The sequence below is a fragment of the Fibrella aestuarina BUZ 2 genome (assembly GCF_000331105.1).
Classification (GTDB): domain Bacteria; phylum Bacteroidota; class Bacteroidia; order Cytophagales; family Spirosomataceae; genus Fibrella; species Fibrella aestuarina.
Window position 1 is genome coordinate 3,243,602 of the sequence record NC_020054.1, and the last position, 25,379, is coordinate 3,268,980.

General features: G+C 57.9%; 21 protein-coding genes. 5 read left to right on the plus strand and 16 right to left on the minus strand.

Going from position 1 to position 25,379, the window contains the following annotated elements:
- Positions 1–125: 125 nt before the first annotated feature.
- Both FAES_RS13225 and FAES_RS13230 read left to right on the plus strand, forming a co-directional pair.
- Complete coding sequence (locus FAES_RS13225; protein WP_015331723.1) at positions 126–917, plus strand: acyl-CoA desaturase; 792 nt, start codon at positions 126–128, stop codon at positions 915–917.
- Between the two features lie 158 nt (positions 918–1,075).
- Positions 1,076–2,413: a PQQ-dependent sugar dehydrogenase gene (locus FAES_RS13230; protein ID WP_015331724.1), complete on the plus strand. Its 1,338-nt coding sequence runs from the start codon at positions 1,076–1,078 to the stop codon at positions 2,411–2,413.
- Positions 2,414–2,493: 80 nt separating this feature from the next.
- Here FAES_RS13230 and FAES_RS13235 read toward each other — a convergent pair whose 3' ends face one another.
- The 3 genes from FAES_RS13235 to FAES_RS13245 form a co-directional block, all read right to left on the minus strand.
- Positions 2,494–3,339, minus strand: a complete 846-nt coding sequence (locus tag FAES_RS13235; protein WP_015331725.1) for a DUF2911 domain-containing protein — start codon at positions 3,337–3,339, stop codon at positions 2,494–2,496.
- Between the two features lie 221 nt (positions 3,340–3,560).
- Positions 3,561–5,594, minus strand: coding sequence for a membrane protein (locus tag FAES_RS13240; RefSeq protein WP_041257846.1), 2,034 nt, complete (start codon positions 5,592–5,594; stop codon positions 3,561–3,563).
- An 86-nt stretch (positions 5,595–5,680) separates the two neighbouring features.
- The gene (locus FAES_RS13245) at positions 5,681–7,528 is read right to left on the minus strand and encodes a 3-keto-alpha-glucoside-1,2-lyase-like domain-containing protein (RefSeq protein WP_015331727.1); all 1,848 of its coding nucleotides are present in this window, start codon (positions 7,526–7,528) and stop codon (positions 5,681–5,683) included.
- 155 nt (positions 7,529–7,683) lie between these two features.
- On the opposite strand from FAES_RS13245, the gene FAES_RS13250 reads away from it, so the two are divergent.
- The 3 genes from FAES_RS13250 (at position 7,684) to FAES_RS13260 (ending at position 9,290) form a co-directional block, all read left to right on the plus strand.
- Positions 7,684–8,463 (plus strand): 3-keto-disaccharide hydrolase, encoded by a 780-nt coding sequence (locus tag FAES_RS13250; protein ID WP_041257849.1) that lies wholly within the window; start codon positions 7,684–7,686, stop codon positions 8,461–8,463.
- 129 nt (positions 8,464–8,592) lie between these two features.
- Complete coding sequence (locus FAES_RS13255; RefSeq protein WP_015331729.1) at positions 8,593–9,096, plus strand: SixA phosphatase family protein; 504 nt, start codon at positions 8,593–8,595, stop codon at positions 9,094–9,096.
- Positions 9,093–9,290, plus strand: coding sequence for a hypothetical protein (locus FAES_RS13260; protein ID WP_015331730.1), 198 nt, complete (start codon positions 9,093–9,095; stop codon positions 9,288–9,290). The genes FAES_RS13255 and FAES_RS13260 overlap by 4 nt, the downstream gene beginning before the upstream one ends.
- 380 nt (positions 9,291–9,670) lie before the next feature.
- Here the strand turns inward: FAES_RS13260 and FAES_RS13265 are convergent, their stop codons facing one another.
- From FAES_RS13265 to FAES_RS13325, 13 genes are all read right to left on the minus strand, one after another.
- On the minus strand, positions 9,671–10,843 hold the full coding sequence (locus FAES_RS13265; protein ID WP_015331731.1) for an aminotransferase class V-fold PLP-dependent enzyme: 1,173 nt from the start codon (positions 10,841–10,843) through the stop codon (positions 9,671–9,673).
- 138 nt (positions 10,844–10,981) lie between these two features.
- On the minus strand, positions 10,982–11,899 hold the full coding sequence (gene xerD, locus FAES_RS13270) for a site-specific tyrosine recombinase XerD (protein ID WP_015331732.1): 918 nt from the start codon (positions 11,897–11,899) through the stop codon (positions 10,982–10,984).
- Between the two features lie 29 nt (positions 11,900–11,928).
- Positions 11,929–13,245 (minus strand): hypothetical protein, encoded by a 1,317-nt coding sequence (locus FAES_RS13275; protein WP_015331733.1) that lies wholly within the window; start codon positions 13,243–13,245, stop codon positions 11,929–11,931.
- A 157-nt stretch (positions 13,246–13,402) separates the two neighbouring features.
- Positions 13,403–14,092 (minus strand): hypothetical protein, encoded by a 690-nt coding sequence (locus FAES_RS13280; protein WP_015331734.1) that lies wholly within the window; start codon positions 14,090–14,092, stop codon positions 13,403–13,405.
- Positions 14,093–14,185: 93 nt separating this feature from the next.
- Positions 14,186–15,559, minus strand: coding sequence for an ethanolamine permease (gene eat, locus FAES_RS13285; RefSeq protein WP_015331735.1), 1,374 nt, complete (start codon positions 15,557–15,559; stop codon positions 14,186–14,188).
- Between the two features lie 85 nt (positions 15,560–15,644).
- Positions 15,645–16,379, minus strand: a complete 735-nt coding sequence (locus FAES_RS13290) for a hypothetical protein (RefSeq protein ID WP_015331736.1) — start codon at positions 16,377–16,379, stop codon at positions 15,645–15,647.
- Positions 16,380–16,399: 20 nt separating this feature from the next.
- Positions 16,400–16,813 (minus strand): hypothetical protein, encoded by a 414-nt coding sequence (locus tag FAES_RS13295; RefSeq protein ID WP_015331737.1) that lies wholly within the window; start codon positions 16,811–16,813, stop codon positions 16,400–16,402.
- A gap of 16 nt (positions 16,814–16,829) precedes the next feature.
- Positions 16,830–18,059 (minus strand): sulfite oxidase, encoded by a 1,230-nt coding sequence (locus tag FAES_RS13300; protein ID WP_015331738.1) that lies wholly within the window; start codon positions 18,057–18,059, stop codon positions 16,830–16,832.
- Between the two features lie 78 nt (positions 18,060–18,137).
- Positions 18,138–18,356 (minus strand): YgaP family membrane protein, encoded by a 219-nt coding sequence (locus tag FAES_RS13305; RefSeq protein ID WP_015331739.1) that lies wholly within the window; start codon positions 18,354–18,356, stop codon positions 18,138–18,140.
- Positions 18,357–18,581: 225 nt separating this feature from the next.
- Positions 18,582–19,466: an N-acetylmuramoyl-L-alanine amidase-like domain-containing protein gene (locus FAES_RS13310; protein ID WP_015331740.1), complete on the minus strand. Its 885-nt coding sequence runs from the start codon at positions 19,464–19,466 to the stop codon at positions 18,582–18,584.
- 35 nt (positions 19,467–19,501) lie between these two features.
- Positions 19,502–21,277: an alpha-amylase family glycosyl hydrolase gene (locus FAES_RS13315; RefSeq protein ID WP_015331741.1), complete on the minus strand. Its 1,776-nt coding sequence runs from the start codon at positions 21,275–21,277 to the stop codon at positions 19,502–19,504.
- Between the two features lie 146 nt (positions 21,278–21,423).
- Positions 21,424–22,173 (minus strand): GLPGLI family protein, encoded by a 750-nt coding sequence (locus FAES_RS13320; protein ID WP_041257850.1) that lies wholly within the window; start codon positions 22,171–22,173, stop codon positions 21,424–21,426.
- Positions 22,174–22,245: 72 nt separating this feature from the next.
- Positions 22,246–25,092, minus strand: coding sequence for an outer membrane beta-barrel protein (locus FAES_RS13325; RefSeq protein ID WP_015331743.1), 2,847 nt, complete (start codon positions 25,090–25,092; stop codon positions 22,246–22,248).
- Positions 25,093–25,379: the final 287 nt, after the last annotated feature.

Here is a 25,379-nt window from a genome sequence, read left to right on the forward strand (position 1 = left end):
TCTTTTCCGCTTAATGATTTATCTCCAATCTAACCGGCTTAAATTTCGTATATACAGTATATGGGCTCGGAAAAATCGTATTTTTGTCAAGTCGAGTTCTTTTTCATTCTTAAACTACCAACATCGTGATTGTTGTAGCTGCTTTTGCCGCACACTGGTATCTGTCTCTGTTCTGCCAGACCTTCTTTTTGCACCGTTACTCGGCGCATAAGATGTTCTCGATGAGCAAGTTCTGGGAGCGGTTTTTCTACGCCCTCACCTATGTGTCGCAGGGCTCTTCGTATTTAAGTCCCCGTGCCTACGCCGTGTTGCACCGGATGCACCACGCCTTCAGCGACACACCGAAAGACCCGCACTCGCCGCACCATACCAAGAACATCTTCACGATGATGTGGCAGACGAAAAACATTTACAATGCCGTTTTGCACCGCAAGCAGGCCATCGAACGGCAGTTTGACCGCAATTACCCCGAGTGGAACCTGATGGAAAAGATCGGTGATTCGTGGGTATCACGGGCCGGTTGGGGCATTGCCTATAGCCTGTTCTACGTCTTTGCGTTCATCTACCTGGACATGCACTGGGCGTTTTTCTTCCTGCTGCCGGTACACTTCGTGATGGGTCCCGTTCACGGTGCCATCATCAACTGGAGTGGCCACAAGTATGGGTATGCCAACTTTGATAACCACGACAAGTCGAAAAACTCGCTGGTGCTCGACGTGGTGATGATGGGCGAACTGTTCCAGAACAACCACCACAAACGGCCCAACGCCGCCAACTTCGGTGCCAAATGGTTTGAGTTCGACCCCACGTATCCGATGATCAAAATGCTGTCGGCCCTGCGCATCATCAAAATGCGCCCCGCCAAAGCGACCGCCGAATTTGAAACTGGTCACGAGCGCCGCGTGGAGGTACAATAGTCAACACCAGGAAGCTGGCAAAAGCCCCGCAACAGACTGTTGCGGGGCTTTCTGTTTTGTTGGGATGCTTCCAAACGTGGCGATCCGTTGGCTAACTCGTTCGGTATCAATTTGTAATTGGTTGTAAATTCGACAATACGCTGAACCCGACTACCACCATGATGACTCTACGCTGGCTCACGCCTTCATCCCGTTCGTGTTGGTTGCTCATTGGCTGGCTGGTCTGGTCCCGATTTGGCGTAGCGCAAACCCTGCCGCCCAATTTTGGGCTCGCCACGGTAGCGAGTGGCTTGAGCACACCGACGGTTGTTGTGTCGGCTCCCGATGGGCGGCTGTTCATAACCGAGCAAAACGGCCGGCTGCGGGTGGTCAGGAACGGCAATCTGCTACCGACGCCATTTGCGCAGCTAACCGTCGATGCCAGCGGCGAACGTGGCCTGATCGGTCTGGCACTTGACCCCGACTTTGCGACGACTGCATACCTGTATGTGTACTACACGGTACCGGCCAACGGCCCCACGCCGCCCCACAATCGGATCAGTCGGCTGACGGCCGCTGGCGACGTAATGCTGGCTGGTAGCGAAGTGGTCGTGCTTGATCTTGACCCATTGAGTGGGGCCACCAACCACAACGGGGGCTCGATGGTCTTCGGCGCCGACCGAAAGCTCTATGTGGGTGTCGGCGACAACGCCTTCGGGAGCAACGCGCAGAACCTGGATACGTACCTGGGCAAAGTCTTACGCATCAACCCCGATGGCAGTGCGCCCGCCGATAACCCGTTTCCCACGGGCTCGGCCGCTCGGCGGCGCGTGTGGGCCTACGGGGTTCGTAATCCATACACGCTGACGGTACAGCCGCGCACGGGACGGCTGTTTGTCAACGACGTGGGGCAGGAGACCTGGGAGGAAATCAACGATGCCACAACGGGCGGGTTGAATTTTGGCTGGCCCAATGCCGAAGGCATGAGCAGCAATCCGGCGTATACCAATCCGGTGTATGCCTACGCCCACGGCGGTGGCGATGGAGTTGGGTGCGCCATTACGGGCGGGGCCTTTTATAGCCCGGCCTTAGCCGTCTATCCGGCGACTTACGTGGGCCGCTATGTCTACCAGGATTTCTGTAACAACTGGCTCAACACACTCGATCTGTCAGGAACCACGGCGATACGATCCGCCTTCGCGACGGGCTTAAACGGCTACGGCGTTGGCCTGACGCTCGGTACCGATGGATACCTGTATTTCCTGAGTTGGGGTACCGGTGCGTTGCTTCGACTCACCTACACGGGCGATGTGGCTTGCCGGACCAATCAGGCGGGCGACTGGCAAACGGCCGGGCTGTGGTCGTGCGGGCAGGCGCCGGTAAGCGGTGTTCGGTCGGTAGTGCGGCATGCCGTCACCCTCGGTGCGGGGCCACCCAGGCAGGCTGCGCAGGTGAACCTGGAAGCAGGAGGGAAGCTCAGCTTCGCCGTCGGTAGCCAACTACGGCTTGGCTTTTAAAGCAGCTATGTAACAAAGAAGGCCCCACCTGCTCAGGTGGGGCCTTCTTTTAGTGGCCCAAAAAAGGGTGCGCTGCTGGGTTAGAGTTTGCAGCCTTCCAGAATGGTCTCGTTGTTTTTGATGTAGGCGTCGTCGTTGGCCTTTTTGGCCATATCGAGCGACATCTGCGCGTCGGCGCGGGCCGCTTTGCAGTTGCCCAGTTTGGCTTCGATCTTGGCCCGCAAGTGGTATGTCCAGTATTCCTGTGATTTCTCAACCACTTTGTTGGCCCAGCTCAGCGCCTGATTCAGATCCCGGTTGGTATCCAAGTAATAATTGGCCGCCGCAAAATACGTATCGGTTGAGGCCTTGGGGTCGGCCGTTTTTTGTTTGATCTGCGCCATCACGTGCGAGTCGGCATCGTCGGTAATGGTCAGCTGAGCCGCCATCGTCTCCCAGCGCATTTGCAGCGTGGCCGAGGTTGGGGTGATGCTGACAAACTCGAACGTAAGGGTTTCGGTCTTCTGCCGATTGTTCAGGCGCTCGGGCTTCACCACCAGCCGCACTACGTCATTGGCTTCTTTGTAATCGTAGGCCCCCCAGGCGTTGGCGTCTTTGTTAATGATGAACGTAAACGAATCCTGATCCGGGATTGAATACAAACCATACGTACCCGTTTCCAGCGCCTTCCCATTGATCGTCATGGGCTCCGATAGTTGCAGGGTCGTGATTTTATTGGCACCGGTGCGCCATACTTTGCCATAGGGCACGCGGTCGCCAAACATGGTACGACCTTTCAGCGAAGGGCGGCTATACGAGACCGTGACGGTACCCAGGCCGATCTGCTGGCTGATGGTCGCCGCAGGGCTGGCCGCAGGTACGTCGATTTGGGCATAACCGGCTGTCAAACAAGCCGATAAGCATGCGGTAATGATGAGTTTAAACATCGGTAGTCTTATAGAATATGGAGCAAGTTTACGACGTAATTAGCAAAAAACAGCCCGGCTGGCTATCCGGGCTGTTTGATTAGTCTATCGACTAATGGTTTAATGAATAATTACTAAAAAATTCGATCAGGGTTCAATGAGCAGGGGCCCCCGTGGCTAGCGCATTCCGTACTTGCGCCAGCCACGGGGGCCCCTGCTCATTGAACCCGAACGGCTAAACCTTACTTCGTTTTTGGCTCATCGGGGTTACTGGCGGCTTTGGCAGCACCGCCTTTGTTGGCCGGAGACAATGAGTTGATCCAGGCCGCAATCTTCAGCGCATCGGCTTTGGGCACCTGCGGCATGGGCGGCATCTCGGTCGAGTAGTCGGGCCAGTTGGCGGGTTTCGGGTTGTAGATCAGCTCTACGAGTTGATCGTTGGTGTACCCGCGCTTCGCCACGTCTTTGTAGGCCGGGCCCACCTGCCGTTTCTCGGCGTTGTGGCAGGCCAGGCAGGTGTGCCGCGACAGCAACCCTTTTACTTCGTCGTAGGTAGGCGCTTTCGCCATGCTGACCGCCTGCCCCAGTTGGAGAGCTGGTTTGCCTTTGGCTGCCGGTTTGGTGGCGGTTGCTTTACCAGTTGCGGGCTTCGCCGTGGCTGGCGCCGCTTCTTTGGCGGCCGTCACCGCCGCTGAATTTTTCGTGCTAACCTCCGTCAGGGCCAGTTTGGTGCCATCGGGAATGTTGTTGAGCGTGTAGTAGGCGATCGGGTGCACCAGCGAATAAGTGCCGTCCTGCGAACGTACCCCGTCGAGGGTAAGCTGATGGATGTAGCTTTTGCGCAGGTTATCGACCAGAATGCGTGCCCGCAGGCCATCGTCGGATACTTTCACACCCTTGATGGCGTGTTTTTCCTTGTTGATCGTGGGGCTACCATAAACCGGGTGATACTTGTAGATGAAGCTTTCCACCGAGTATGAGGCCAGATCTTCAGCCGACGCCTTGGTGACGGGTTGGGTAAACTCAACCTCGAAGCCATCAGGCATGGCGCGTACCGTGCGCATCTCGAAAGGCGTGTTGCCGTTATACACCAGGCGTTGCAGCCCTTCGTTGGCATCACCCGCCGAGCCCCAGCCCCGGTTGGTTTCACCCACGAACAGCGAACCATCGGGCGCAAAGGCCAGGCGCATCACGCCCGACCGGAATCCCGACCGGAATTCGATGGCTGCACCCTGATACTCGCCGTTTACTTTTTCGAGCATCACCCGCGAGATCTTGCTCATGCCCTGATCGCCTACCAGCAGCTGCCCGCTGAAGGGACCAAACACCCCCTGCGGAATGGGCAGGATTTCGGAGTTGGAGATCCCCAACACCCCGTGCGGCAACCAGACGGCGGGCGTCTGGATCTCGGGGAATGTCTCTTTCACCTTAAAGAGCAGATCGGGCGTTTCGTTGACCACGTTTTCGGGCTTGATCATCCGGCCGTTGGCGTCGCGTTTCTGCCGAATGTCGATTTTGGCATAAAACTGCTCGGCCGTTAGTTTGAGCGGTGAGTTGGGCATGCCCGTCCAGCGCAGACCCGCCGGGTGACCGGTGAAGGCCCCTTTCTTGACGTGCACGACGCCCCCCGATCCCTGCCAGTCGCCCTGGTTGTCGGCGTAGAAGAGTTCGCCGTCGATCATGCCCAGGCCTGCGGGTGAGCGCATCCCCGTCGCCCAGGGTTGCATCTGCCCGTTTTCGCTGATCTTCATCGTCCAGCCGCGCCAGGGGACCCGGCTTTCGCCCCGCCACCACTCTTCGTCGCCGAAGGCCACGTTGCCTGTCACGAAGAAGGTGCCGTCCGGCGCGATTTTAGGCCCGAAGCTATACTCGTGGTAGTGACCCGACAGCGGCCAGGCGTAAACCGTCTCGAACAGATCGGCCTTGCCATCCTGGTTGGTGTCGGTCATTTTGGTGAGTTCACCGCGTTGGGCGCAGTAGAGCGACCCATCTTTGTAGGCCAGGCCCAGCACCTCGTGCAACCCCGACGCAAACTTGCGGAAGAAGGGCCGTCGGCTGGTGGGGTTCTGCACAATGAAGATATCGCCCCGGCGGGTGGCCACACCCAGATCACCGTTGGGCAACATGGTGAGGCCGCCCACTTCGAGCAACGTACCCTCGGGGGCCGAAACCCGCGTAATCTTGAAGAAATCCTCCTCTTTGGGCGATTCCTGCGCCTTGGCCAGCGGGCTTGCCAGCAGGGCTGCCGCCAGGAGGGAATAATGGATGAGTTTCATGAGTAAACTGTGGCTGGGCGGTTGATGGGCACCGTCGGCGGCGTTTCGGCCAGACAAACCAGCACGCATCAATCGGCAACGGTCATTTAGAAAAGAATCGAATACGTGAGTTTGTCGGCAATCGGGACGATCAGTTCCTGCCGACCATTGCTGCTGCGCACAACGGGCTTCGCGGTCTTGTCATTGAGCTGAATGAAGTAAGACTTACCGTCGATCAGGTACGTGTTGTTGGGCATCGCCTCGATGGTTTGGGCATCAGCCAGGCGGGCATAAAGGCTTTTGCCACCCTGGGCCACCGTCAGTTCGCGTTGCAGACCATGACCGTCGGGCAATACCCGGATCTGATCGTTGACCATCGCGTCGGCAACCACGTACCTGAACGTAGGACGGTCGCTGTTGTCGAGCGCGTAGCCTTTAGGGCGGAATCCGCTGTTGGCGGTGTCGGCGGGCCAGGGGGCCTGCGCTGACGCCAGGCGAGCCACCGTCAGTTGCGGTTTGGCACCAAGGTAGCTGACCGCGCCCATTGGCCGCGATGAGCCATCGCCCCGGTTTTCCCACATGGGGGTCGCGTCGAGGAACATGCCGCGCCACACCTGCACAATGGCCCCGTTATCGGCATCGTAGGTGTAGTGTACCTGTTCGGGGCTACCCACCGAAATGCCGTGCGTAACGCGGTAGGTACGTCCCTGCGCGTTTTTCGTTTTCGGCAGGTCCATGAAGCTGCGGAGTAGTGTATTCGTTTCGGCCGATACCAGAATCGGGTCCGATTCGTCCTGCGAGGTACCAGCGGGCGTCAACAGGAAGCGGCGGATACCCGGCCCGGTTACGGCAAGTTCCAGATTTGGCCCGGCCCAGTCGGCAAATTTGCTGTAGAGCAGTTCAAACGGCAGGTCGCCTTTGGGCAGCGTCACTTTGCCGCTGCTATTGTTTTCGCGCCAGTTGCCAACGGGTTGGTTATTGATGGTCAGCCGGCCCGAGCCGCCACTAGTGGCCGTGTTGAAAGTGTAATCACCCTCCTGATCGACGTGCAGCGTGCCGGTGTAGCGAATGACGAAATCGTTGGGAATCCGGCTAACGGCAGCCGACAGAATCGGCGACGTGCCCTTCGATTCGGGCGCCAAGCCACCAAACGATGGCTCAGTGCGGAAGTTGCCTTTGTAGATGCTGTAGCTGAGCTCGCTCAGGCGGGGGCGAGCGGCGTCGTAAGGGGTGATGGTGATGTTGCGAAACGCCACCGCGCCATGATCGCCCTGGAACATAAGCGGACCACGGGCTTTTTCATCATCGGCCAGCGGGCCGCGCGTGGGGCCGCTCACCTCCACGTTGTCGTGGATCAGGATGCCGTTGAGTTCAACCCGCAGGAAGCGAGCGTTTTCGGTCTTCTTGCCACTCGCATCGAAACGGGGGGCCTGAAACGAGATGCGCAGGTGCTGCCACAGGCCGGGGGCTTTGCCGGCATTCTGGCGGGCCGGGTGGCCTTCGTAGCCTTTCTGGCCTTCGGGGCGGCGTTCGTCCCAGCGTTCGTAGATCGAGCCTACATCCGACGCTTTCGGCGTTGCGACACCCCAGCTATCGAGCAATTGAAGTTCGTAGCGCCCCTGCAGGTAGATGCCCGAGTTGGCGCCTTTAGCCATCATAAAGTCGAGTTCGATGTCGGCATCGCCGTGATCGGCCGCGGTAAGCAGGTTAAACTGTGAGCCATACTTACCCGATGGCTGGCAGACCAGAATGCCCGTTCCGGGCTTCACGGTCAACGTGTTGGGTTTAGACAGGTCTGCGTTGAGATCAGACGCAAGGCTCCAGTTGGCCGGGACGGGCTGCCGGAAGCCACTCAGATCGGTCAGGGGAAGGGGTTTGCCCGACTGGCCAAACACGACTTGGGTTCCTAGCCAACCGCTGGCTGTAACAAGAACCGGTAAAAGAAACTTCTGCATAAATGAGCTTGGTAATTGCAAAAAACCAGAACAAAAGTACAGTAAATGCCCGCTCGGGGACCACTTATAACAAGTAATCTATTTGCCTGACTATCCCCATGCGGCCAATAGATTCTGGCCTTATCTTTGACCGATTCTCTATTTTTCGCTTACACATGAAACAAGTAACCTCGACCCTTGCGGTAGTGCTGGCTACGGCTGGCTTTTCATTTGCGCAGGTGCAACCCAACAAGCAAACGCCTGAGTCATCCGAAATCTGGGAGCCCGTGCCCCCCGTTGTAACGCCCGGTGTGTACTCGGCCAACACGGCTGGCACCACGGCGCCCTCCGATGCGGTTGTGCTGTTCGATGGTAAGAACGCCGATAACTGGTACGCCAACAAAGGCTACGCCCCCACCGCCAGCACCGATCCGCTGCAATGGCCCGTGCAAAACGGCGTGCTGTACTCGTCGAAAACCTCGTCGGCCCGCTCGAAGCAGGAGTTTGGCGACATGCAGCTTCACCTCGAATTCCAGACGCCCTCTAAAGTAGAAGGCAACGGGCAGGGCCGCGGCAACAGTGGTGTGTTCCTGCAGGGGCGCTACGAAGTGCAGGTGCTCGACAACTACCAGAACCCCACTTATGTGAACGGGATGGTCGGCTCGATCTACAAGCAAGCGATTCCGCTCGTGAACCCCAGCCGTAAACCCGGCGAGTGGCAATCGTACGACATCATCTTCATCGCTCCGCGCTTCAACAAAGCGGGCCTGATGCTCGAACCCGCCTACGTCACGGTGCTGCTCAACGGCATTCTGGTGCAGAACCACGTAGCCGTAAAAGGCACGACCGAGTACATCGGGGTTCCTAAAGTGCAGGCCCACGGCAAAGGCCCCATCGTTCTGCAAGATCACGGCAACCCCGTTGGCTTCCGGAACATCTGGGTGCGGGAGCTTTAATAATGTATAATGAATAATGTACGATGTAACTGAACAGTGTACCATGAGCAGCAGGCCGGGCGGTGTAGCCATCTGTATCTGCCAACCTTTCATTGTTCATTCTACATCGTACATTATTCATTCCTAATCATGAAACGTATCCTTTACATTGTTCGCCATGCGAAGGCTGAAGATCGGGCGGCTTTTCTGAGCGATCACGACCGCGAACTGGTACCGGAGGGTATCATGGCGGCAGCGCGCATCGGCAAGTACCTGCGGGAGAAGAGCATCATGGCTACGCAGCTAGTCAGCAGCACGGCTCCCCGCGCCCGCGATACGGCCAAAGTGGTGGCCGAGCAACTCGGCATCGACCCCGAAACGATCCGGCTCGACGAGAAACTGTATGATGGTGGCCCCAAAGCCTACATGGCGGTCGTCAATGCCCTGCCCGCTGATTGCGAGGCGGCAATGATCTTCGGGCATAACCCCGATGTGTCGTATTTCACCGAATACCTGACGCACCAGAACATCGGGTCCATGAGTAAGGGAAGCGTAGCCGCCATTACGTTCGACAACATGCACTGGAGCGAGGTGTCGGGCCGAACCGGGTTCCTGTCGTTCTACGTTACGCCGAAGGAACTCCTTAAGTCATGAACCGGAACCGCCGTATCTTCATCATCATCTTTCTGGCATTCACCCTGCTCGTCATTCTGCTCACGATCGACATGGCGAGCCGCACCACCGCCCCCTGGAACCGAAAAAAGCAGGCTGTTCGCGCCCTGCCCGGCCAACAAGTCGACAGCAAGACCATGCAACTCGATACCACCGGACTGGATTCCCTACGATAACGCTCAGGTACGTCAGGTAAAGCGGTGGTAGTTGTTTAGCCAATAACTATGTAAGAATAGCCCTGGAATTCTGTAAAGAAAGCAGGCGAAGGTGGACTTAACTTTGTCCAGATGAAGCAGCGCACCGCTTGCCTTATCAACTACATCGATTCGTTCACGTGTTAACCAAAAGCGCTATGACTACGAATGAAGGGGCCTGCCAATGCAATGAAACCTGCACCTGCACGCCCGACTGCTGCGCCAGCGGTCAATGCACCTGCGCCTGTTGCAAAGACAACTGCTGCGGGTCTAACTAACTCACGCCTTTACTTTAGAACAGGCCCCATCTGCAAAAGGTGGGGCCTGTTTTTTTGCTGTCTACGCGAAGCATCAACAACGTACTAGCGCAACGCCTCAACCAGTGCCTGCACATCGGCGGGCGTGTTATAGACGTGCGGCGAGACCCGAATGGCGCGACCCCGGGCCGACACCGACACATTACGGGCCAACAGGGTCTTCGTGACCGCCATGGCGTCGAGGTGGGGCGGCACCCACACACCCAGCAGGTGGTGGCCCCGGCCCGTTTCGGGTTCAAGCTGGTAGCCCAGGCTTTCGAGTTCGGGCAGGGCGTCGGCCATCAGCTCGCGGCAATAAGTTTGAATGCGCTCGGGCTGGTAGTCGAGTAATTGGCGCAGGGCGGCTTCGAGCATCGGCATCTGCGTAAAGTGCGTATGTTCGCCCACGTTGTAACGGTACGCGCCGGGGCGGTACTGCGGCTGATAGTCCATCAATCGGTGAAACTGATTGCTGTCGAGCCGGTTCATCCACGCTTCTTCCAGCGGAATACCCTCGTCGAACGCCGGGCCGTAGCAGGCCAGGCCCATTGAGTAAGGGCCCATCAGCCATTTGTAGCCCGCACAAACCAGCGCGTCGGGCTGAATCCGCTGCCAGTCGAATGGCAGGGCACCCACGCTCTGCGTGCCGTCTACGGCCAGCCAGGCCCCCACCGCGCGGCAACGTACCCCCACGGCTTCCAGGTCGAACCGGGTGCCGTACATCCAGTGAATCATGGGGCAGACCACCAGCGATGTGTCGGGCGTGATGGCGGCCAGCAGTGCTTCGTTCCAGGCGTCGGCAGCGGGCAGTGTGTCGGGCATCGTGACCGTGTGGATGGTTAGGTCCAGTTCGGCGCTCACCCGATCCCAGGCGTAGACATCCGACGGAAATTCGCTACCGACCAGCACAATGCGCTGCCCGGCCTGCAAACCGGGCTTGTTGGGCAGGTTGCGGGCTACCACCGCCATGCCATACGAAATAGCCGGAATGACGGCAATGCGCGATGGGTCAGGCAGGTTGATGAGTTGACTAAACAGCTCGCGCACCGCTACGGCACCCGTAAAAAAATCGTCGGGCGTCAGGCCCATCGGGTTCAATTGCCGGTTGATGGCGTCGAGCCCCGCCTGCGCGACCGTCTGGCTGAGCGGTGCCCGCGTGGCACAATTGAGGTAATGGGCATCGGCGGGGTACGTGTACTGGGTACGTTGGCAGGTAAGCGGCGTCTGTTGCTGAATCATGCTGTAAAGATGGGAACGCGAATGCAACGGATGGTGCGGATCCGCTTGGATTTACCGTAAGTTGATACCGAGGTAAACATGACTTTGTAATCGTCTCTGGTCGTTCTCATCAATCAGCGCCCATCCGCCCCATCCGGTTCAGCCGCGTTCGGTCCTTTTTCTCGATCGCGGGTGGAAATCCGTCAGCGTCTGCTGGAGGTAATCGCGGTCGAGGTGGGTATAGATTTCGGTCGTCGTGATCGACTCGTGGCCCAGCATCTGCTGCACAGCGCGGAGGTCGGCCCCGCCTTCGATCAGGTGCGTCGCAAACGAATGCCGGAAGGTGTGCGGGCTGATGGTCTTGTGAATACCGACCGCCGCCGCCAGTGCTTTAATGGTCGTGAACACCGTGACGCGCGACAGTTTGGTGCCGCGCCGGTTCAGGAAGAGCGTGTCTTCGTCGCCCTTCTGGATGTCGATCTGGCTGCGGCTGTGTTCCACGTATTGCCGGGTGTATTTGATGGCGTCGCCGCCGATGGGCACAAACCGGGCCTTGTTGCCTTTCCCGATCACCCGTACGAATCCCGAATCGAAATAGCAGTCGGTCAGGCGCAGGTCGAGCAGTTCCGACACCCGCAGGCCCGAGCTGTAGAGCACTTCCAGAATGGCGCGGTCGCGTGGCCCGGCCGGCGCTGAGAGGTCGATGGCCCCCAGCATCTGGTCGATTTCCGGGAAGCTAAGCGTATCGGGTAGCTTTCGGCCCAGCTTCGGTCCGCCAATGCGCTGCGCTGGATCGTGTTGAATCAGGTTGTCGAGCAGCAGGTATTTGAAAAACGCTTTCAGCCCCGACAGCATCCGCGCCTGACTCTGCGCCGACAGCCCCAACTCGCCCACGTATTGCAAAAAGCCCATGATGTGCCGTTCCTGCACGGTCTGTGGCTGCACGTCGGGCTGGGTTAGTTGCAGGTACTGGTGCAGGTACGTTACGTCGTGCAGGTACGCGTCGATGGAGTGCTCCGACAGCGAGCGTTCGAGGCGGAGGTAATTCTTGAAAGCGGTGCTGTAGCGTTCCCACATGGGTCAAAAATAAGCGCCAAACGGCCTGATCAGGCATCCGTTCGGTCGAGCCCTTCGCGCAGGAGCTGCCGGATAGCCTCGTGCGGGCGCAGGTCGTTACGGGCCGGCGTGGGCAGTCGCGAGGCCGAGGGGTAGCGCTGTGGCACCGCCGCGTCAGGTACGTTGCCATCGGTTTCACCTTTGGTATACCCATCGTTGTATTGCGCAATGCGCCGGTCGGTGATGGCGAGGCGGTGTTCGTTGCCCAGTTCCGTCAACGTACCCAGCAGTTGCTGCCGTTGGGCGCGCAGATCGGTTTCGCTGGGCAGCCGGTCGAGTTGCTCATCGAGCACCTGTTTCTGCATGGCATGTTCGTTGAGGGTCTGCTCCAGCGGGGCTAGCTCGGCCACTAGCGGGCGCTCACGGCGACGCAGGCGAGCCAGTTTCCAGTCGACCTGCAACCAGCGGAACCAGTAAGCCGACAGCACCGGTAGGCCAATACCGAGACACACTGCACCGGCCAGCGCAAACAGCAGGCCGCTCAGCACAAACGACAGCATCGCCCATGGGCTGCTCACCAGCGCCACGTTCAGCTCGCCCGACTGCGCCAGTTGCTGCTCAATTTTGGTGAGCACGGCGGGGTCAATGGCGGTCGAACTGCCGTCGAGGGGTGTGGCGTTCTGCTGCAACTGCCGGATACTGCGGTTGATGGCTGCTTTCAACTGATCGGTGCGGTAGGCCTCGTACCGAAACCAGCCCAACACGGCCAGCGTCAGCAGGGCGAAGACGGCCAGGGTCACTTTGAAGCGCTCATACCGCGTTTTGTTCTGCGCCGGATTTTCCTGGTACGGCCGTTCGATGAGCCGGTCGTAAGCCGGTTTGAGCAGCACCGTCACCATTGCCAGCCCCACGGCAAACGCCCAGGCCTCTACGTTGTCGCGGATGTTGAGCGCGTAAGCCACAATCTCGTGAGAGATAATGAGGTCGCCAAATAGAAACGACAACCCGGCAGCTATGAAAAACAGCCCGCCCAGCAACGAATATTCGGGTACCGCAGCCGCCCGGCGGGCCAACAGTGACATACGCTCGTCGACGATGGCGCTTACCTGATTGCGCAGCCGGTCGATGCGCGCCGTCAGCGGACTCATGGCCACCAACTGCGTTTGGCGTTGTTCGTTCAGGGCGTCGCGCTGGGCGGCGGTGCGGTCGAGCTGTGCGTCGAGCCGGGCCAGGTCCTGCTCGTAACGGGCAACTTGCGTGGCGAGAAACGCCTCGTTTTCCTGGCTCGATACGTAACTCTCAAAGTGGTCGCGGTTGTTGCCGTCGCGCCCACTGTCATAGCCATGTCTAAAGTCGGTCGGTTGCATATTGGGTGTCTTTTAATGTATAATGCACGATGAACAATGCACAATGAATGATGCACAATGGGTTTGATGCGGTCCGCCGCTACGGTGCATTGGCCGGTATTTCAACAGGCGCGCCAGCCCATTGTACATTGTTCATCGTACAGTATACATTCTTTTCCTACTCCGAATAGAGCAGGTTCTCGTTGACGCGGTCGCGAACGCTGCGGGCCAGATTATACTCACTCTCGAAGAGGCGCAGCAGCCGGTCGCGGGTGGCATTGAGTTGGGTCAGCCGGGCCTCGGCGGCATACAGGTTCGCTACCTGTCGGCTCTTTTCGGCCTGCCAGCTACTGAGTTGTTGCCGAAGCGTTTTGATCGTTGCGGCCTGCGAGGTAGTGCGGTGTTGGTGCTGTACCAATTGTGCTCGGTGGTGTGCAACTGCCAGCAGCAACGTACCTATGCAGCCACTCACCGCCAGCACGCCCGCTAGTATAATCGTCAGGAGCGTCAGGTTGGGGAGTTGTTGTTGCAGCAGAATCGCCAGCGCTACGCTACCGCCAACCGATAGGCCGAGGCCCAGCAGTGCCCAACCGATGGGTGGGCGGGGGAGGGTATCGGCCTGTTGAGTCAGTTGAGCCAACTCGTGCGTCGCTTTGTCGAGCGAACCATTCAGGTCGCCAACGGTTTCGTGGCCCTGTTCCAACTGCTTTTCCAGCGACGCCGTTTGCGCGGCAAAGGCCAGCCGGATGGCCGCCAGCTTTTCGTCGGGCCGGGCATCCGATAGGCCAAACAGCACCGCTTCGTCGCGAAGCAGGCTTTCGTTGGCAATCCAGTCGGGGAGGGCCGTGTTTATGGGGATGTTGTTCATGGTTGCTTACTGTCGGAAGACGTCAGTCGTTGGGCAAAACGCGGCATTGGCATCGTGTCAATGACGAAAACCAAATGGGGAAAAGCCCGACGATTAATGGCGTTCTGCTTCGCCGAGTGTGGTGAGGTGGACGTTGATGCGCTGACGGCCAAAGCGCCAGAACAAGCCCAGCGAGATGGCGCCCAACCCCACGAATAACAAACTCAGCAGCAGATTAAAGTAGACGATAGCAAGTAAGCAAATTAGGGCTAAAACCAGTGATACTGCTGGCATGACCGGGTAGAACGGCGTTCGGAACGGGCGCTCCAACTGGGGCTCGTTGCGCCGTAACGCAAACAGGCTCAGCAGACTAACGATGTACATGACTAACGCTCCTAGAACCGAAAAAATGATAATTTGATCCGTCGTGCCCGAAAAAAGTGCCCCTAAACCGATCAAACCACCCACGATGGACGCCCAGTGCGGCGTTCGGAACCGCTCGTTGACCTGCCCCAGAAAGGCGGGCAGATACCCGTTTCGGGCCAGCACGTAGAGTTGCCGCGAATAGCCGAGTGTGTTGCAATGGAACGACGCCACCAGCCCAAACAGGCCAATGCTGGCGAAGAGGCTGGTCCAGACGCTACCCTTGCCCAGCACCATCGCCAGCGTTTCGGGGAGGGGGTAATCGATCGTGGCCAGTTGCCGCCAGTCGCCCGCCCCGGCGCACAACAGCATCGTGCCGATGGCCAGCACTACGAGCGTGCCGATGCTGAGCAGGTAGGCGCGGGGAATGCTGCGCCTGGGGTCTTTCACCTCTTCGGCCACCATCGCCACGCCTTCAATAGCCAGGTAAAACCAGATAGCAAAGGGCAGTGCGGCAAACACCCCCGACCAGCCAAACGAGTCGGTATGGGCTACGACGTTTTTGAGCTGGAAGCCCGGCGCCACCAGGGCCATGAACACCAGCAGTTCAGCCACGGCCAATATGGTTACGACAAGCGAGAAATTGGCCGAATCGCGCACGCCGAGCAGGTTGATGCTCACAAAGACCACGTAGGCAACGGCCCCCACCCACTGGGGCGACAGGTCGGGATTTAGGAAGTGGGCGTAGGCCCCGAGCGCTGCGGCGATAGCAGGTGGTGCCAGCAAAAAATCGACCAATGTGGCGAAACCGGCACTGAAACCACCCATCGGCCCAAAGGCGCGGTAGGCGTAGGCGAAGGGCCCGCCCGCATCGGGAATGGCGGCGGTGAGTTCGGTATAGCTGAAAATGAAGGTGATGTAAAAGATCGTCACCAGCACCGTGGCGGCGGCAAACCCCACCGTACCGGCTACCGCCCAGCCGTAGTTCCAGCCAAAATATTCACCCGAAATGACCAGCCCAACGGCGATGCCCCAGAGCTGGGGAACGGTCAGAACGCGGTGCAGAGCGGGGGAGGCGGATGCAGGTTTCAGGAGGAGTTTTGAGTTTGTAAGTTGTCTGTTCACCGTCCACTATCTTCTGTTGGCTGGCGCAAGCGTACTCCGCTACCAGCCAACAGAAGACAGTGGACGGTGAACAGAAGACAATCGTTCATCGCCAGAGGAAAATCTTCTTCAGCGCTTCCCAGAGTTTCTTTTTCAGGGCCACGTCGGCCTCGATAACGGGCAAGGGATCGGCCATCAGGAACGTAATGCCATCGAAGCGCACGGGCTGGTAACGATCCATCAGGATATCAAGGTTCAGCCGGGTAAACGGTACGCCAAACGTGAAGAAATGATGGATGTACTTGCCCGACAGCATTTCCGTAAAGTCGATGTTCTTCGTGCCGTGAATGTTCAGCAGGTCGACACCGGCGATATCGAGATTAACCGCCTTCAGGATTTTTTCCAGGAAAAGCAGATCGCTCGGTAGCAGGTCTTCATCCACCAGAATGAGCACTTTCTGGCTCAGCATCGGTGTGGCTGGCCGACGAACAATCGGTTCCTGTTGCGACGCAGAAACCACGGGCTGGGTTGGCTGCGCGATGGGCTCGGGCACTGGAGCAGGCGCGGGCGCCGGTTCGTTCGGGACCGTCTCAATCACGGCGACAGGCTCATCATCAACAGTGTCGGCCAGCGGCTCGGGCTGCTGATCGACAGGGAATTGGGCGGGCAGCACCGGGTCGCCAATAACGGGCGGCTCAACCGGCGGCGGTGGGGCAGGGGCCTCGACCTCGGCAACCAGCACCGGCGCATCACCCATCGGCGGAAACGCCAACGCGTCGTCGGCCCGGCGAAAGAGTTGCTCGGTCTGGTAAAATGTCTGGTAAAAAGCCTTGTTTGCCATGCGTAAATCGGGTCGATACGTTAGCGGCTCTGATGCCAGCGAACGCCTTTCAGGGGTAATCGGCGCCCATCGAACGGTTTGTCTTCGGGGCCATAATGTTTGGTGAGGTAATCGAGCACAGCGGGTTCGGCTTCCCCCAGGTCCCAGAGTTTCTGGGTACGTTGCATCCAGCGGATTTTTTGCTTCCAGCCGTCGCGAGTAAACCGGTTTTGCAAGATCAGCTTCGTGGAGTGGCAACCCGTGCAATGGGCCCGCACCAGCGTCAGGTTGTTGTCGATGGCCAGCCCGGTTTCGGGGTCGGCTTTGGTGGTATCGGCTACCACGACTGTGAGTACGTTGCCGCCAACCGATGGCGCGTCGAAACTGCACAGCGCCAACGTACCTGTGGTCAACAGCAGGGCGGCAAATGCGTGAAGTCGGATGAAGTGGCTCATCGTGGCGTGTTTAGGGTTAGCCCACCTTGACGGCGATCCGGTGGCACGAGTTGTTACAGTAGCCTTCGGGGTTCCACTGCGGCATCACCATTGGCTGCGACACCCCGGCGCTGTCGGTTGCCCGCGCCCAGATTTCGTAGTAACCCGACTGCGGCAACGGCACTTCGGCCGACCACTGCTGCCAGGCCAGCCGGTTACGCGGGGCGGCGAGTTTGGCGGGTTGCCAGGTGGCGCCAAAATCGTGCGATAACTGCATCTCCCGCACGGCCCGGTCGCCCGCCCAGGCATGCCCGCGAACGGCCAGCGTACCGGGTTTGGGCAGCAACAGGCCCGACTGCGGAAACGTGATGAGCGACTTGACGGGCATCGACTCGATGATTTTGAACTGATCTTCGGGCGGGTCAACACCGGGCTCGACGGGCGCAATGGGCACCTTGTAGCTTTTACCGGTCATCTTGGTGCCGTCGTGCACCTTGTTGCGCACCGAAATCGTATGCAGCCACTTGCCCGACACCGAAGCGGGCCAGCCGCCCACCACCAGCCGCAACGGCGCACCGTGGGCCATCGGGATGGGTTGCCCGTTCATAGCCCAGGCCACCAGCGTTTCGTCTTCCAGCGCTTTCCGCATGGGCACGCCCCGCGAAATGGGCGATTTGGCCGGGTCGAGGCTCAGGTGCAGGTCTTTACCGTAGTAGCCAATGTACACGGCGTCGGTTTTCAGGCCCACATCCTCCAGAATGTCGCGGAGCCGAACGCCCGTCCACTCCGCGCAGCTAACGGCGCCGTCGCTCCACTGGTTACCAGCCGTTTTGGGGAAATAACCCGCCCGGCCATTGCCGGCGCATTCCAGCACGAGTTGGTAGGTGTATGTTTTGAATCGTTTTTGCAGATCGGCCAGCTTGTACGTCTTCGGTGCTTTCACCGACTCACCGTTGATGGTCAGCGTCCAGGAAGCGGCGTCGACCTTGTCGGGCATCAGGCCATTATTTCGCACAAACATGTTGGCGGCGGGCGTGATGGCGTCGTCGAGCAGGTGCGGCGGGCTTTCGATGTTCCAGGGCTTGTCATTCAGCACCAGCATCGATTTGTGCTTGTCGAGCAGCGGGTTGGGTTCTGTGCTGAATACCAGCGGCAGGTAATGCGCCGGTAAGGTATCGGCGTGAACGATGCGCGTGCCGAGCAACGTACCCAGCGTAGCCAGTGCCGATTGGGTCAGAAAACCACGACGAGAAAACGGAGAAGCCATAGCCAAAGATACAGCCTCCCAACCAAAAACGCCCCGCTTTCAAGGCTGAAAGCGGGGCGTTTTGCGCATTTTGGGGCTTTAGGGCTCGGTGCGTTGGCGCGTGTTGCGGCCGATGGCACTGTAAAGCGGGCAAAAACCCGTGAGGCCTGTGTAGATGAAGTAGCCAGCCAGCAGGCAAAGTGGAATGGTGAAGAGGCTACCAGTGAGGGTGATGAAACAAACCGCCAACAAATCGACGGCAATCAGGCCCCGGACCAGGCGGTCCAGAAAGCCTACGTTTTTAGTCGTATTGGTCATCTCGTGTAGGTAGGAAAGGAGCACCAATATATTGTTTAAACGGCGCAAGTTGCCTGCCTAAGTAGCGAGATAGTTACTAAAAGGATGATTTGGTTTTTACTTGTATACATTCATATGTACACGGTATCAAAAAATAACTAACTAATTGGTGGGTGAGATCGATGCATAATCGCTGTTTGTGGGATTAATGCTAAACAACCTCGTGACCTAGTCGCTGTCTGACGGCTACCGTTGGGCGCTCAGGTTACTGGCCGGTTCGACCCGCTGCGACATATGGGGATTTGTGTCGCGCACCCGGGCAACCCGTAGCCCCGACAGATTCCGGTTGTTGGCGAGGTAGTCGGCGATGGGTTGGCGCGAAATCGTGACCCGGTGGTTATCCGACGAGGCGTGGAGCAGGTAAAGCTTGCCATTGCGCCAGGTTGCGTAGCCCACGTGCCGCATGTCGAGGCCGGGTTTGGCCGCCGTGAACATCAGGATATCACCCTCCTTGATTTTCGACTCCGCCGCTTTGATGGCTTTTCGGGGAATGAGGTAAAACGGCTGTTGGCTCAGGTCCGACTGGATCGAAACCATCTGTTTGTAGTTGGTCGGGTCAGACAGGGCCGGGTAGTGCTGCACAAACTCGGTCATGTAATTGATGTCTTTCTGAACCTGAATGCCGCCAATGTCGCGCGTTACTTCCTGCACAATGCCTTTCCGCTCGTTGTCGCGCAGCCAGTCAGACAAATAATGCAGGCGGCTCACGTAGCCATCGATGCGGCCGTGCCGGTAGCGGAGTTTGGTGAGGTATTTTTTAAACGTCGTTTCGAGCTGGCTGGCGCTGTAACGTTCGGGAAGTTCCTGTTCAGACAGGGCCAGGGCGAGGGTGGTTTCGATGAAGGTGGCACAGTCGAACTGCTGCACGTTCACGACCAGCTGCTCGGTCGAATTGCCTTCGAGGGTATGGGGTACGTAGGGTTTACCAATCAGCGTTTCGCCCGTTCGGATGGCCGTCTCGGCGGTGGTTCGGCCCGGAACGATCATGATCTGACGTAGGTCGTCGGCGGCCTGCGCCAGGCCAGCTACGGGGGAGACCAACAGGCCCAGCCAAAGCAAGTGAATCTTCATGTACGTTAGACGTGCTTCGTGCGCTAGAGTTACGTTTAGAGCGAGTTGAGTTGAAAAATCCGGGCACTCATCGGCGGAATCACCATGGCGAATCCCTGGTTACCAAGGCCGTCGACCCGATCGTCGGACAGGAACAAATCGGTTAGCTGGTAGCGATCCGTGGCCGACAACCCCATCTGATCAAAGGCATGATCGGGCACGTGTACCGCCGATGTGAAGGCCTGGGTGACATCAAAATTACACACAATCAGCAGTTTTTCGCTGTCGGTATAGCGCAGGTAGCTGTAAACCCGGTGCTGATTGTAGCCCGGCGTTTGCTGATTGGCCCACTGTAAATCGTAAAAAGCGCCCGTCTGGATGGCGGTTGAAGCCCTTACCACCGCTCCGAGTTTTTCGTAGATGGCCCGCAATTGCCGCTGCGGTTCGGTAAGCCCCGCGCCGTCGTACCGGTGGTTGTTGAGGTACCCCTGCCAGTCGGTCATACCCCAATAATCGAAAATGGTCGTGCGCCCGTCGTGCCCGCTGAAGCCCTCGGCGTCTTCGCCCCGAACACCCACTTCCTGCCCGAAATAGAGCAGATAGGGGCCGGTATGCAGCGTGGCCGTAACCACCATCGCGGGGATGGCGCGCAGGGGATCGCCCGCAAAAAACGACGAAGCGATCCGCTGTTCATCGTGCGTTTCCAGAAACCGCAGCATGTGCTCGGCAAAGTCGCCCGACTCGCGTTGCCACACGTGGGTGATGTCGTAACAACTGCCGTGGCCTTCGGTGAGGCGGCGCAGGCTGTCGTAGAGGCCCACTTTGTCGTAGAGGTAATCGAAGCCACCCTCGAAAATAAACGACCTATACAGGCTGGGGTCATAAATTTCGGCGATGAAAATGGTGGCTGGGTACGTTGCCCGCACCTCGGCCGTCACCCACTGCCAGAACGCCACCGGCACCAGATGGGCCATGTCGCAGCGGAACCCATCTACGCCTTTGCCCGCCCAGAACAACAGGATGTCGCGCAGTTTGTACCAGGTGTCGGGCCGGTTGCGCTGCCCGGGTGCGGCGTCGAGGCTGGTGTGCAATGAGCCGTCGAACACGTTGTAGCCGTAGTTGAGCTTGATGGTCTCGTACCAGTCGTCGATGTGCGGGGCTTCGTTGATCGACCCGGAGCCCGTCACGCGGGCGGGCGACTCATGAATGGGTGGTGCCGAGTTGGTTAGTGGTGTCTGGGCATCGATGCTGCCGGGTACGAATGGCGCCTTGAAGGTGGTGCCGGGCAGGTAATAAAAGTTATTTCGGAGCGAAAACGGGAGTCGCTGATCGTCGCCCTCGCCAAGGTCAGACGTACCTGCGCTGGGTACGTTGCCTGTGGCAGGCGCTCCCGGTTTGGCGTCGGAAGCGTATTGCCGGGCTACGTGGTTGGGCACTAGATCGGTAATGACCTTAAGGCCGTGCGCATGGGTACGTTGTACGAGCGCTTCAAACTCGGCCATCCGGTTCGGCACCGACTGGGCAAAATCGGGCACCACGTCGTAGTAATCTTTAATAGCGTATGGCGACCCGGCCCGGCCTTTTACCACCGCCGGGTCGTCGGGGCGGATGCCGTGGGCAGCGTAGTCGGTCATGGTGGCGTGTTCGGGAACACCCGTGTACCAGACGTGCGTAGCGCCCAGGGCTTTCATGCCCGTCAGGGCCGCCTCGTTGATGTCGGCAAACGTACCTGAGCCATTTTCGGCCAGCGTACCCCAGGGCAGGTTGGTGGTGTTGGTGTTGCCAAAGAGGCGGGGTAATAGTTGGTAAATAATCAGTTTGTCGGAAGCCATACGGCTGCAAAAATAGGCGCTTTAGGGCTGGAAAATCAGCCATAAAAAAAGTCCCGGGTCTGGAAAAGCGTGCGTAGGCGTGCGAAAACAACACCTAAGCGACGCTCCAGACTCGGGACGTTCGTACAACGGATCTTCCAGACGCCCTAATACCGCAGCTCCCAATATGGGTTTTGCTGGGCTTTCACCTGATCGGCGATGTAGGAGCCGATGAGCGTCTGATACCCTTTCTCGTCGAGCTTTTTGGGCTTTTTGGGCTTCGCGGGTTTCAGTACATCAGCCACGGGTTTAAACTCGATGCTGTTGGCTTCGATGATCACGTCGCCGTCGTTGATGTCCAGTTCCAGGATCAGGCCGGGCAGGCCACAGTAGCGTTCGGGGCCCGCCGCCACCGGAATGTCCTGCGCAAACCAGGCCGTAATCTGCTGGTTTTTGACCGGGTCGGAGGTGGTGGCGTTCAGGCACATATGGCCCGCAATTTCCCGCACTTTGTTGCCAATCTTCCACTTCGGCAGAATCAGCGAGTCCTCGACCGAATAGGTCTTGCCCAGCAGTTCTTCGACGTCGATAACCCGCTCCTTGTCGAAGTCGCGGTAGAAAAACAGGGCTTTGTTGCGCCACGACCACCGGCCGTCGTCGCTCTCGCTCACATCGCTCTCGTAGCCATACAGGCTGGCCGAGGGGCTGAAAGTGAGCTTCATCTTCTCCTTGTACTCGTTGAAGTTTTTGTACGTGTTCTTGATGCGGTCTTTCTGTTCCTGGCTCAGGTACGTTAGCCGGCTCGACACGTTGGCCCAATACGTCTTGCGGGTGTAATTCACAACACCCTCGGTTTGCTGCGCCTGCGTGGTCAGGGCCACGAACAGGAGGGTAGTAATCAGAATGATACGGGTCATGTGCATTTGGATTAAACGACAATGGGCAGCCTCACCGTATTGTCGGTGAGGGTGTTGAAAAGAATGTTGGGGTTAATCAAACCCGTTGCCCCGGCGGACGCTGGCTTTGATCCCGCGCATGTTGTACGAAACGCCGAGCATGAAATACCGCGCGAGGGTGATGGTGCTCTCGCTAGAAACGGCGTTTGCGCCCGCATATTGAGACACGTTGATGTTGCGGTTGAGCAGGTCGTAGCCCGAGAGCCGTACCTCCGTTTTCTTGGCCTTGCCAAAGAGCCGATAGATCGACGCATTCCAGATCGGCACGACCTGATTGAACCCAAAGCGCTTGTTCTGGTATAACTGGTAATTGTAGGTGGTGCTGACAAAAATCTCGCCGGGGATTTTCACGTTGAGGTCCGCATTGTAGCTGGTGTTGACCGTTTGCGCGTTCTGTGAGGCGTTGATCGAGTACCGGGCATTGCCCACGTTTACGTTGGCGTTACCATAGAACGTCAGCCACTCAGCAGGTGTCAGGTTCAGGCGCAGGTTGGCGTTGTAATTGGTGGTATTGGTGATGTTATCACGCCCGTTGATCGGCGTGATCAGCTTGCCGAAGTTGAGGTTGCCGCCCAGATCAAGCGTGGCTTTCGTCTTCTTCAGGGGGAAACTCACGTAGCTGTAGTAGCTGAAATTCTGCCCGCCCGAAATATTACGGGGCACTGTGCGGGTAATCAGCGTTTGCACATCGATGGTTTGGGCATACACAATCTGGTTGATGTTGTAGCCGTAACTCAACCCGCCGTAGAAGTTGGTAAAGGTGCCGGGGTTGAAGTAGTTATACCCGACGTTGGCGCTGTGCGTCAGGGCGGGGAGCAGGTCGGCGTTACCCACCGTCACGTACAGCGGGTTGCTGTTGTCGACGAGCGGTTGCAGATCGCGCGACGAGGGCGGTTGCACCCGCACCGAATAGCCGCCGTAGAGGTACTTGTTGTTCTGGAGATCCACATTGACCGACACGTTCGGAATGAAGGTGGTGAAAATCCGGTCGATGCGGTTGAGCGTGGGTGCCGTCTGGTCGGTAGCATATTGCCCGTTAAGCCGGAACTGCTGTACCGCCCCACCGGCGCTGATGTTCAGGCCTTTGTTGTTCCAGCGCAGGCTGGTGCCCAAGCGGTTGAACAGATACGTGTTGGTAAAATACCGGCTGAGCGAGTCAATGCGGTTCATCGAGTTTTCCCGGTTCAGCACGTCGCGGTCCACGTTGTCGTAGCGCAGGCTGAAGTTGTAAAACGATTCCAGAAACAAGCGCTTCTGAAGGGGCTCCACAAACAACAGGCTGAATTTATACTGCGACACGTTGCTGTTGGTGAGCTGCCGCTGGTTAAGGCGCTGGTCGACAAGGCTCGCCGAGGTCGGAAAATCGGTTGTTGCCGTGAGGTCCAGCGTACCATCGCTGGCGTTGATCTGATAGCCCACACTGGCCGCGAAACTGCGCCCTTTCTTCTTGAATTTCAACCGGTAGATCAGCGAGTTGATCGACGCCAGCGAATTGGCCTCCCGGTTGTTGATCGTCGTATTCTGGGTCTGCTCGGTTGGCGTTCTCGACCGGAACGCATCGCGTAAGTTGTTCAGGTTGGCGTTGGCTATGTTGTAGCGGTTGTTGCTGATAAAGATCAGCGTGCTCATGGAGTCGAGCTGCTGCTCGAGCCGGAAGCTGATCCGGTGGCTGGTGGCCTGATTGACCTGGTTGCTGGTCGTGAAGGTGTTCAGCGTGTCGTTTGGCAGGAAGTTCGACACCCGGCTCAGGCTGTTCGTAAATAGCCGTGTCCGGCTGAAGTAGTAGTTGCTGCTGATCTTGGTATTCTTGGTGTCGTAGTTGTAGTTGGCCCCACCCGCCGCGTTGTTGGACAGGCCCCGGCCCCGGCTACCGCCCGAAATCGGGATAGACGTATTCTCATCGTCGTCGCTGCCACCAAAGTAAATCACGTTGCCGCCGCCGCTGAAGCCAAAGTCGGCGTTGTCGTTGCCGTTGAAGGAGTTACTACCCCGGAAATCCTGGTAATCGGCCCACGAGAGGCCTGTTTGGTTGGTGTTGTTAGCCAGCCCGATAACGGCAAACTGCTGTTTTTTGTCAAACTTGTTGTAGTTGCCCCGCACCTCGCCGCGCTCCGAGAGGTTGGTGGCCGGGCCGCCTGCCGCCGTGATTTTTCCGAAACCGCCTTTTTTGAATTCTTCCTTCAGTTCGAGATTCAGCGTCTTTTCTTTCTTCCCATCATCGACGCCGGTCAGTTTGGCCTGCTCGGTTTTGTCGCTGAAAACCTGCACTTTCGAAATGGCTTCGGCCTGAAGATTTTTTGTAGCGGCTTTCGGGTCGTCGCCAAAAAATTGCTTGCCATCCACCGTTACGCGCTTTACTTCCTGCCCCTGCGCCCGAATGTTGCCGTCGCGGTCGACCATCACACCGGGTAGTTTGCGGAGCAGGTCTTCCACCGTTGAGCCGACGGGCACCTTAAACGCGCGGGTATCATACTCGACCGTATCACCCCGGATGGTGAGGGGTGCCCGGGCGGTTTTCACCACCACTTCATACAGTTCTTTGGCAATGGGTTTCAGTTTGATCGTGCCCAGATCGAGGGTCGGCTCCGTCTCGAACGAAATCGTTTGGCTGAGGGGCATCATGCCAACGTAAGTGATTTTCAGCAGGTACGTACCCCGGCGAATGCCTTTGAGTGTAAAAACGCCCGTTTCGACCGATCGGCCGTAATTGGTCAGTACAGAATCTTTCACGGTTTGGAGCATCACCGTCGCTCCGTTGAGTTTGGTCCCCAGGGTATCCGTAACGGTTGCCTGTAGGGTAAAGCGAGCGGGTGTTTGGGCCAGCGTGGTCCCTACTACACAAAGCCAGATGAGTATACTGACAAGTAGCCTATTGGTCATAAACGAAAAGAGATAAGTTGATCTTCATTGATGCAAAGGAGTGGCAAAGTGCATAAAGCGTTGCACCCATTAACATAAATTAACTAATTTTTTAGTTGTAAAATTTTGTAAACGGTCGCTATTCATCTGGTATACCCCTAAATGGTGAGTTCATGCTTATCTGTTTATATTAGATCAAGGCTTAAAGGTGCTAAATGCGACTACAGAATTTTATTGAAGTTACTGGTGTTAAACAGTGTGTCTAGGCAAAGCCCCTTAACAACAAAGCCCAATTACTTCAGCTGAAG

Excerpts from the sequence above, each read along its gene's own strand:
- FAES_RS13305 (WP_015331739.1), bottom strand. The coding sequence starts at position 18,356 with ATGACCAATACGACTAAAAACGTAGGCTTTCTGGACCGCCTGGTCCGG.
- FAES_RS13290 (WP_015331736.1), bottom strand. The coding sequence starts at position 16,379 with ATGGCAAACAAGGCTTTTTACCAGACATTTTACCAGACCGAGCAACTC.
- FAES_RS13280 (WP_015331734.1), bottom strand. The coding sequence starts at position 14,092 with ATGAACAACATCCCCATAAACACGGCCCTCCCCGACTGGATTGCCAAC.
- FAES_RS13320 (WP_041257850.1), bottom strand. The coding sequence starts at position 22,173 with ATGACCCGTATCATTCTGATTACTACCCTCCTGTTCGTGGCCCTGACC.
- FAES_RS13315 (WP_015331741.1), bottom strand. The coding sequence starts at position 21,277 with ATGGCTTCCGACAAACTGATTATTTACCAACTATTACCCCGCCTCTTT.
- FAES_RS13275 (WP_015331733.1), bottom strand. The coding sequence starts at position 13,245 with ATGCAACCGACCGACTTTAGACATGGCTATGACAGTGGGCGCGACGGC.
- FAES_RS13250 (WP_041257849.1), top strand. The coding sequence starts at position 7,684 with ATGAAACAAGTAACCTCGACCCTTGCGGTAGTGCTGGCTACGGCTGGC.
- FAES_RS13255 (WP_015331729.1), top strand. The coding sequence starts at position 8,593 with ATGAAACGTATCCTTTACATTGTTCGCCATGCGAAGGCTGAAGATCGG.
- FAES_RS13240 (WP_041257846.1), bottom strand. The coding sequence starts at position 5,594 with ATGAAACTCATCCATTATTCCCTCCTGGCGGCAGCCCTGCTGGCAAGC.
- FAES_RS13300 (WP_015331738.1), bottom strand. The coding sequence starts at position 18,059 with ATGGCTTCTCCGTTTTCTCGTCGTGGTTTTCTGACCCAATCGGCACTG.
- xerD (WP_015331732.1), bottom strand. The coding sequence starts at position 11,899 with ATGTGGGAACGCTACAGCACCGCTTTCAAGAATTACCTCCGCCTCGAA.
- FAES_RS13245 (WP_015331727.1), bottom strand. The coding sequence starts at position 7,528 with ATGCAGAAGTTTCTTTTACCGGTTCTTGTTACAGCCAGCGGTTGGCTA.
- FAES_RS13230 (WP_015331724.1), top strand. The coding sequence starts at position 1,076 with ATGATGACTCTACGCTGGCTCACGCCTTCATCCCGTTCGTGTTGGTTG.
- FAES_RS13325 (WP_015331743.1), bottom strand. The coding sequence starts at position 25,092 with ATGACCAATAGGCTACTTGTCAGTATACTCATCTGGCTTTGTGTAGTA.
- FAES_RS13310 (WP_015331740.1), bottom strand. The coding sequence starts at position 19,466 with ATGAAGATTCACTTGCTTTGGCTGGGCCTGTTGGTCTCCCCCGTAGCT.
- FAES_RS13295 (WP_015331737.1), bottom strand. The coding sequence starts at position 16,813 with ATGAGCCACTTCATCCGACTTCACGCATTTGCCGCCCTGCTGTTGACC.
- FAES_RS13265 (WP_015331731.1), bottom strand. The coding sequence starts at position 10,843 with ATGATTCAGCAACAGACGCCGCTTACCTGCCAACGTACCCAGTACACG.
- FAES_RS13235 (WP_015331725.1), bottom strand. The coding sequence starts at position 3,339 with ATGTTTAAACTCATCATTACCGCATGCTTATCGGCTTGTTTGACAGCC.
- FAES_RS13260 (WP_015331730.1), top strand. The coding sequence starts at position 9,093 with ATGAACCGGAACCGCCGTATCTTCATCATCATCTTTCTGGCATTCACC.